This is a genomic window from Bacillota bacterium (assembly GCA_024655925.1).
In the GTDB taxonomy this organism is placed as follows: Bacteria; Bacillota; DTU025; order DTU025; family JANLFS01; genus JANLFS01.
In genome coordinates this window covers 1-8474 of record JANLFS010000109.1, presented here as the reverse complement: position 1 = coordinate 8474, position 8474 = coordinate 1, and the positions used below count along the sequence as shown (strand labels likewise).

The 8474-nt window shown below is 58.1% G+C and carries 8 protein-coding genes; 7 read left to right on the top strand and 1 reads right to left on the bottom strand.

What is annotated here, in order from left to right; translation table 11 throughout:
• The 7 genes from NUW23_13525 to NUW23_13495 all read left to right on the top strand — a co-directional run.
• The coding region (locus NUW23_13525; GenBank protein ID MCR4427180.1) for an ABC transporter permease at nucleotides 1-940 on the top strand (940 nt) is incomplete at its 5' end.
• Nucleotides 933-1817: an ABC transporter permease gene (locus NUW23_13520; protein ID MCR4427179.1), complete on the top strand. Its 885-nt coding sequence runs from the start codon at nucleotides 933-935 to the stop codon at nucleotides 1815-1817. The genes NUW23_13525 and NUW23_13520, both read left to right, overlap by 8 nt.
• A 24-nt stretch (nucleotides 1818-1841) precedes the next feature.
• Nucleotides 1842-3191, top strand: coding sequence for a M14 family zinc carboxypeptidase (locus NUW23_13515; GenBank protein ID MCR4427178.1), 1350 nt, complete (start codon nucleotides 1842-1844; stop codon nucleotides 3189-3191).
• 15 nt (nucleotides 3192-3206) lie between these two features.
• Nucleotides 3207-4202, top strand: coding sequence for an ABC transporter ATP-binding protein (locus NUW23_13510; protein MCR4427177.1), 996 nt, complete (start codon nucleotides 3207-3209; stop codon nucleotides 4200-4202).
• Nucleotides 4195-5175 (top strand): dipeptide ABC transporter ATP-binding protein, encoded by a 981-nt coding sequence (locus tag NUW23_13505; GenBank protein ID MCR4427176.1) that lies wholly within the window; start codon nucleotides 4195-4197, stop codon nucleotides 5173-5175. The genes NUW23_13510 and NUW23_13505 overlap by 8 nt, the downstream gene beginning before the upstream one ends.
• Nucleotides 5176-5273: 98 nt before the next feature.
• A complete protein-coding gene (locus tag NUW23_13500; GenBank protein MCR4427175.1) occupies nucleotides 5274-6086 on the top strand; it encodes a hypothetical protein in 813 nt (270 codons plus the stop codon).
• A gap of 36 nt (nucleotides 6087-6122) precedes the next feature.
• Entirely contained in the window at nucleotides 6123-6605 is a 483-nt protein-coding gene (locus NUW23_13495; GenBank protein ID MCR4427174.1) for a GNAT family N-acetyltransferase, read from the top strand.
• A 93-nt stretch (nucleotides 6606-6698) separates the two neighbouring features.
• Here the strand turns inward: NUW23_13495 and NUW23_13490 are convergent, their stop codons facing one another.
• A complete protein-coding gene (locus tag NUW23_13490) occupies nucleotides 6699-8123 on the bottom strand; it encodes an MATE family efflux transporter (GenBank protein ID MCR4427173.1) in 1425 nt (474 codons plus the stop codon).
• Between the last annotated feature and the right edge of the window lie 351 nt (nucleotides 8124-8474).

Below are 8474 nucleotides of genomic sequence, written 5' to 3'. Positions count from 1 at the left end.
ATACATCGTCCGTCGGATACTGGTTACCATCCCCGTCCTCATAGGCATAACGTTTGTAGTCTTCGCAATGGTCAGCTTTGCCCCGGGCGACGCCATCAAACTGATGCTGGGTTCTGAGACCGCCAACCCCGAAAACGTGGAGCGGCTCAGGCGTGAGCTAGGTCTCGATAAGCCCTGGTATATGCAGTACGGGGACTACATGTGGAAGCTGTTGCACGGAGACATGGGAAGGTCCATCGTGTACAGGAGGCCTGTGGCAGATCAGATTCGCGAGAGATTCGGGAATACCTTGATTCTCTCACTGAGTTCAGCGCTTGTAGCTGTGATCATCGCAGTACCCCTAGGGGTGTTGGCGGCTGCAAAGCGTAGGAGTATCATCGACTATGGAGCGACGACCCTTGCGATGGTGGGGGTGTCAATCCCCAGCTTCTACCTGGGACTTCTGCTGATCATACTGTTCGGGTTGAAGCTCAGGTGGTTGCCAATTCGGGGGATGCGCAGCGTCGCAGATGGGCTTGGCCCCTTCTTGCGTCACCTCATCCTCCCGTCTGTGACTTTGGGCAGCGGGATGGCGGCCATACTCACACGTCTCACTCGCGCGTCAGTCCTGGACGCTTTGTCGCAGGACTTCGTGAGGACTGCCCGGGCCAAGGGGGTATACGAACGGAAAGTCCTGTACAAGCATGCATTCCGAAACGCGCTCCTGCCTGTGGTCACTACGTTTGGATTGCAGTTCGGGTCGCTCCTGGGTGGAGCGGTAATCATCGAGACCATTTTCTCGTGGCCTGGTTTGGGGATGCTAGCCGTGAACGCGGTGAAGCAGAGGGATATCCCCTTAATTCAGGGCACTGTTCTCGTGTTTGCAGTCAGCTTCGTCGCGGTGACGTTACTCATCGACCTGCTCTACGTTTTGATAGATCCGAGGATACGCTATGAGTAAGAGTGTGGATATACGCAGCGCGCTTCGATCCGAGCTTGGACACATCGCCAGGGTGTTCTTCCGACATAGACTGGGTGTGATAGGGCTTGTTCTCCTCTCGTTGTTCATACTTGCCGCCGTGTTCGCTCCCAGTGTTGCACCGCACAATCCATACACCATGAATCTTGATAACGCATTCTTGTCGCCTGGTTCGCCCGCCCATTACCTTGGCACCGACAACTTCGGCCGGGATACTCTGTCAAGACTGATCTACGGGTCGAGGATCTCGCTGTTGACAGGCATCGTGGTGGTCTCCATTGCCAGCACTCTGGGTACCTGTCTGGGCCTGCTGGCGGGCTACTACGGCAAGTGGGTGGACCACCTTGTGATGCGGTTGGTAGAGATATTCTACGCTTTCCCATTTCTCATCCTGGTCATTGCAGTGATGGCGATCCTCGGGCCTTCCATCTACAATGTCATGTGGGTGCTGGGCCTAGTTAGCTGGCCATTGTACGCGCGGCTTGTGCGCGCCCAGGTTCTCTCGCTGAAGTCTGAGGACTTTGTACAGGCAGCCAGGGCGCTCGGGTGTGGCGATGCCAGGATCATGTTCAGACACATTCTGCCGAATGTTCTGACTCCAGTCATTGTGTCAGCGACCCTGGGTATTCCAGGCGCAATTCTGTCCTCCGCCGCGCTCGGGTTCCTCGGCTTCGGAGTCCAACCCCCTACGCCAGAGTGGGGGGCGATGGTGAGCGAGGCGAAGGACTTCATACTGTTGAATTCGAACATGATCGTCTGGCCCGGGCTCTGTATCTTCCTCGTGGTGATGAGCTTCAATTTCGTAGGGGATGCGCTGAGAGATGCGCTTGATCCGCGGCTTTCGAAACAGCTGAACTAGTCCCGTGTGACAGGAGGAGAGCTCATGACAATAGATGATAGGCTCAAACGGGTCCCCGAGTATACGCACTTTCTTACGGCGGCGGAACTGTACCAACATGCCTTTGATCTCGCACGTGAGAGATCCTCCGCAGTCACATGTGAGATCGTTGGGACCTCCACTGAAGGCCAACCCATACCGATGGTGAGGATCGGCCACGGCCCGGCGAGGATCCTGGTGTTCGCATGTCCGCATCCGAACGAACCCATCGGGGCCATGCTTGCTCATTTCCTCATCGATGAGATAGCCGCTGATGACTCATTGGCCGAAGGCCGCACGTGGTTCATACTGCCATGCGTGGATCCGGATGGGACCAGACTCAATGAGGGATGGTTCCGGGGGCCTTTCAGCATCCGCAACTACGCGAAGAACTTCTACCGCCCCAAGCCGCAGGACCAGGTCGAGTGGACCTTCCCTATGCGCTACAAGACGTTTGTGTGGGACTCCCCCAAGCCGGAGACTCAGGCTCTGATGCGTGCAATCGACATAGCCCGGCCTGACGTGATGTACTCCCTCCACAACGCTGGCTTCGGTGGGGCCTACTACTACGTCTCAGAGGACCTGCCAGGAGCGCATGACATTCTACACAGAATCCCGGTCGAACGGGGCATCCCCCTGTCCCTCGGTGAACCAGAGGTCCCGTGGGTGAAAGAGCTGTATCCTGCAGTATACCAGACCTCGACAACCGCTGACTCATACGACTACTACGAGATGTACGCGGAGGGGGATCCCGCCTCTTACATCGTGGCGGGAGCCGGCAGCACCGAGTACGCCAATACCGTGTGCAAGCCATTCTCTCTGGTCACCGAAGTTCCGTACTTCATGTCCCCCAAGATCGGAGATGTCACACCCATTGAGAGGACACGGCGAGAGGTAGTACTCGAGGGAGTCCAGAAGGCGAAGGAGATCCTGGAGACTCTGGACTGGTTGCTCAAGACCACGGCCGGCAGAGTCACGGAAGGGACTCTGTTTCTCGAAGCAGTAGCCACGTTTGTGGGTTCAGGCTTGAGGTCTCTTCCGAGTCAGGAGAAATGGGCTCTGGAGGCAGAGGGCATGGATGCCAAGGCCACGGTGGCCCAGGAAGCTGATTCGCTTTATGTCGGTACCTTCTACCGCATGCTCATTGCCAGTATGCTGCAGCGTGCCTTCGCTGCGCAGATCGGGGTGGCACCGGATTCCGTTGTCGAAGAAGCAAGCGCAGAACTTGTTCGGCGGATAGATGGATGGGCAACCGATATCGAAGAGAACCTGCAATACTCCGTGGTGCCTATCCGCGACCTTGTGCAGGTTCAGTACGGCGCGTTGCTTGCGGTGCTGGAGGCGAAGAATCTCTGAGGAGGATTATCGAAGGTGCCGGAACCACTGCTGATCGTGAGGAACCTCAAGACCCGCTTTCGTACAGAGGACGGAACCATAACAGCGGTCGATGGCGTGAGTTTCACAGTGGACGCAGGGGAGACTCTCGGTATTGTTGGCGAGAGCGGGTGCGGAAAGAGTGTGATGTCTCTTTCGATCATGCGCTTGATACCCAATCCCCCTGGACGGATCGAATCAGGGGAGATCCTGTTTGCCGGCGAGGACCTTCTGGCCAAGCCCGAGTCAGAGATGCGCAGAATCCGAGGCAACGACATAGCCATGATCTTTCAGGAGCCCATGACGAGCCTCAACCCAGTGTTCACCGTAGGTGACCAGATAGTCGAGGCGATCACCCTGCACCAGCGCGCCAACCGGCGGGAAGCGCGCAAGAAGGCCATCGACATGCTGCGAAGAGTGGGCATACCCTCGCCTGAGAAGCGGATCGACGAGTACCCGCATCAGATGAGTGGGGGCATGCGTCAGCGGGTGATGATAGCCATGGCCCTGTCGTGCAGCCCGCACCTTCTGATCGCTGACGAGCCGACGACCGCACTAGACGTGACGATACAAGCACAGATACTGGATTTGATGCGACAGCTCAGACGCGAATTCGGGACCGCCATCATGCTGATCACTCACGATCTCGGTGTCATCGCAGAGATGGCGGACAGAGTGGCAGTGATGTACGCAGGCCAGATCGTCGAGACTGCTGATGTTGCCACGATCTTCTACAAGCCGGGGCACCCGTACACTCGGGGGCTGCTCGGGTCCATCCCCAAGCTCAACGAGAACCGAGACCGGCTTCAGGTCATCGAAGGAGTGGTCCCGAGTCCGTTCGGAATGCCCAGAGGGTGCAGGTTCAGTCCCAGGTGCTCGATGGCGGAAGGGCGCTGTCTCACTGATGCACCCGAACTCGTGGAGGTTGTGCCAGGGCACGAAGTGCGGTGTCATTTGGCCCGGCCTGCATCGGGGGTGAAACACTGTGGGTGATTTACTGCTCCACGTGGAGAATCTGGTCAAACACTTCCCGATCGTACGCGGAATCATCGTGCAGAGAAGTGTGGGAGCAGTGCGCGCCGTGGACGGCATCAGCTTCGACGTCGAACGAGGTGAGACTCTCGGGCTCGTGGGTGAGAGTGGATGTGGCAAGTCGACCACAGGCAGGCTTCTGCTGGGGCTAGAGAAACCAACTTCAGGCCGGATCATCTTCGAGGGCCGTGACGTGCTTGGACTGAACAGGCACGAAATGCGCGAGATAAGGCGACATATGCAGATTGTCTTCCAGGACCCGTTTTCGTCTCTGAACCCGCGTATGACTGTAGGTGAGATAATCGGGGAGCCGTTTCACGTACACGGCCTGGCGTATGGCGCCGAACGGGAGAAGAAGGTGACCGATCTGCTCGAAGTTGTCGGGCTGGATAGGTCACATGCCCGCCGGTATCCACACGAGTTCTCGGGTGGCCAGCGGCAGCGTATTGGCGTGGCCCGGGCACTGGCGCTCAACCCCAAGCTCATCATATGCGACGAGCCGGTATCTGCCCTCGACGTATCCATACAGGCACAGGTAATCAACCTCCTTCAGGATCTTCAGCGCGAGTTCGGCTTGACCTATGTCTTCATAGCTCATGATCTGTCGGTGGTGAAGCACATAAGCGACAGGGTGGCCGTCATGTACCTTGGCAAGATCGTGGAGTTGGCGCCCAAAGAGACGCTCTATTCTCACCCGATGCACCCATATACCGAGGCATTGCTGTCGGCCATACCGATACCTGACCCCGGGGCCAAACGCGACAGAATACTTCTGCAAGGTGATGTCCCGAGCCCGATCGATCCCCCTGCGGGATGCAGGTTCCACACGAGGTGCAGGCACGCTCGAGAGATCTGCAGACATGAGGAGCCTGATCTGATAGACCTGGGCGCCGGACACTACTGCGCGTGCCATCTCAGAATGGTCCACAGATGAGACCAGATTGCGGAGTGTAGGAGACGGACTGCCCTTGGGGAAAACGCTACATGGAGAGGGATATCTAGCAGGGTTGCGCTGAAAGGAGGACAGGACTCGTGAAAGCGGTTGCCGTCGTTGTCGGTGCCCTTGCTGCAGTCATCGTGCTGGGCTGGTTGGGGTTGCAGGTGCGGCCCGCTCCATTTCCGAGCTACCCTCAGCAGTCCCCAGAGCTGCAAACGATTGCCCTGCCTGACGGCTTGCCAAAGCCTGTGGAGCGCTTCTATCGCAGGATCTATGGTGAGAACGTGCCGGTGGTCAAGTCCGCGGTCATCACTGGGAGGGCCAAGATCCGGCTGGGCCCTATCACCTTCCCGGGGCGTTTCCGCTTCACCCACGACGCCGGGCATGGTTACCGGCACTACATGGAAGCGACCGTCTATGGGCTGCCGTTGATGACAGTGAACGAACACTATCTCGATGGCAAGACCCGCCTGGAATTGCCGTTCGACGTCGTTGAAAACGAGCCGAAAGTGAACCAGGCTGCCAATCTGGGTTTGTGGGCTGAATCGATATGGCTGCCCTCGATCTTTGTCACCGACTCACGCGTGCGCTGGGAACCGATAGACGAGGACACTGCGGTGTTGATCGTCCCATTCAATGAGGATGAAGAGCACTTGATCGTCCGCTTCGATCCCACCACGGGTCTCGTGCACTTCCTGGAAGCCATGCGATACAAAGATGCTGCCGATGAACAGAAAACCCTTTGGATCTGTGAAGCGCTGGAGTGGAGTAATCTCAAAGGAACCCCCACGATGACAGTTGGTGCATTGACCTGGTTTGACGAGGGCACCCCTTGGGCGGTGTTCAACGTTGAGGAAGTGACCTACAACGTGGATGTACAGGAGTACATTCGGGCGCGGGGACTGTAGAACCGGACTCCGAGGAGAGGAGCGAGGTGAGCCGTGGTGGACGTGAGCAGTTCCAAGGCGGAGGTGAGGCGTCTGGAGGAAGAGGACCTGCCCGCGGTTGAAGGTCTGCTAAAGGACCTTGCTGAAGTGAGCAGTTCTACTTCCAGCTTCGCGTTGGAGGACCTTGCCTTACTGTTTCGGGAGATGTCCGTTCTGCCCGAAGTCTACCTGAACCTGGTGGCTGTTGCAGACGGGGATGTCGTTGGTTTCATCTCACTGATCTTCTATAAGACCTTGTTTCACAAAGGCGGTACCGCGCTCATAAATGAGCTGGTGGTCAGCAGCAAGAAGCGTGGTCTGGGCATCGGGGGACTGCTTGTGACGGCGGCGAAAGAAGCCGCGTTGGCAAGAGGAATGGATGAGCTTGAAGTGGGTACGGAACGGACGAACACGTTGGCTCAGGCATTCTACCGCAAGTGCGGGTTTGATGAGGAGTACGTCCTTCTTGGGATGGAGTTTCACCTCTCGACTGGGCCGTAGTGTGATTCCGGGCAAGCCCATGAACGCATCCATACCAACAGTCTAGGCGCCAGGAATGAGAGAGTGGCTTTATCTCGTCTGTGCGGCAGAGTGTCAATCGGACGCCGCGGCGCTTTCCCCTGTTGCGGGGCCGGGTCCATCAGGGATCTGCGAGCGGCGGATCATGGTTCGCGTCTTCCACCGGCCGGTTCGGTAATAGGTGTACCCAAGCCCAAGGGCCACGAAATAGCCGACGGTCATAGCTATCCAGATTCCGCGCGTTCCGAGGGCGGATGAGGATGAGAGGTACGCGGCGAGAGGTATTCGCACCAACCAGAGGCCCGCGAGGGTTATGAAGAACGTGGGCATTGTATCACCCGCCCCGCGCATTACTCCGGTTAACACGTGGTAGGCAGCGAACCCCACGTAGGCTACACCCAGGTGCCGCAGGTACGAGCTGCCGATCGACAGGACCTCCGCATCTGTGGTGAACAGCGACACCAGGATCCGGGGAAACGCCAGAGCGACGAGGGCTACCACTCCCGTGATCGAGCATGCCAGCGCGAGCCCCCATCGGACTATCAGCGGCACGCGATCATCCCTGCCCGCACCGAGGTTCTGGCCCACCAGGGCGGTCACCGCAAGACCAATGGAAACGGAAGGCATGAAGGCGAACTGGTCGATCCGGTTGCCTGTGCCGAACGCAGCCGTGGTGGCACTCCCGAACCGATTCACCAGTGACATCACTGCCATCATGCCGAGGGAGACGAGGGTCTGTTGCGCCCCTGCGGGAACGCCTATCCTGATCGTCGCACGTGTGAGGCGGGCATCAAGGCTCAGAAGGTGCCAAGAGGCGTCGATGAGACGTGACGGCTTCACGAGGTAGATGAGGGCAGCCACCGCCGCGAAGCTCTGGGAGATGACGGTGGCCCATGCTGCACCGGCCACGCCCATTCGTGGGAGTGGGCCGAGCCCGAAGATGAATATCGGGTCAAGTATGATGTTCATGATTGTTGCATAGGCGAGGAACCGCAGAGGTGTTCGGGAGTCCCCAAGACCACGGAGAACCGCACTGGCCACGTTGTACAGGAATGTGGGGAGAAATCCAGCAGCGTATACGCCGAGATAGGTCGCCGCCGTGTAGATGATGTCTTCAGGCGCGCGCAGGACACGGAGCAACGGCCATCGGAGGACATAGCCCACAAGGGATATGCCCACTCCGAGGACGGCCATGAGTGTGATGGAGTTGGCGATGGTAGCCCGAACGAGATCGTTCTCTCGGGCGCCATAGTATTGCGAGACGAGGGCTGTCGTGGCGACTCCTAGCCCGGTCACGAGTGCAATCATGGCGAACACTATGGGGTGCCCAACGGCGACAGACGCCAGTGCCTGAGGCCCCAGTACTCGCCCTACCCAGATGCTGTCGACGGTGTTGTAGGCTGCCTGCATGAGGTTGCCCAGAAGCATCGGGATGGCGAAAGTGATCAGATGGCGTGGAATGCTGCCGGACGTGAAATCCCTCAGTCCAGGAGAGTGCAAGCCGCGGAAGCCTCCTCTCTTCCGGGGAAGGCGCTCGTGTTTGCTGGATAGAGTTTCTCGGCTGCGATCAAGAATCCTGCACCACGGGGCGAGGATGTCTGTGGCGCAGGTGCACACGCGTGAGGATTTGATCACCGCCGCAGCCTGAACCGGAACGTCAGCTCAATTGGATCATCCTTCTCTCTGCAATGTGAATTCCAACCAGTTGATGATAGTGTCTAGAGCCAATCGCAGATTGCCAACTTGGCAGTGATTCTGAGCCTGTTCCGGTTAGTGTCCTAGGTAGTGGTGTAAATTCGGGGGGAAGATCCTTGCGGTATTGACAGGACAGCCGCCAGCGTGGTTCTCTTC

Bases quoted from the DNA above. Each gene is read 5' to 3' on its own strand.
- NUW23_13520 (MCR4427179.1), top strand. From the start codon at position 933: ATGAGTAAGAGTGTGGATATACGCAGCGCGCTTCGATCCGAGCTTGGA.
- NUW23_13515 (MCR4427178.1), top strand. From the start codon at position 1,842: ATGACAATAGATGATAGGCTCAAACGGGTCCCCGAGTATACGCACTTT.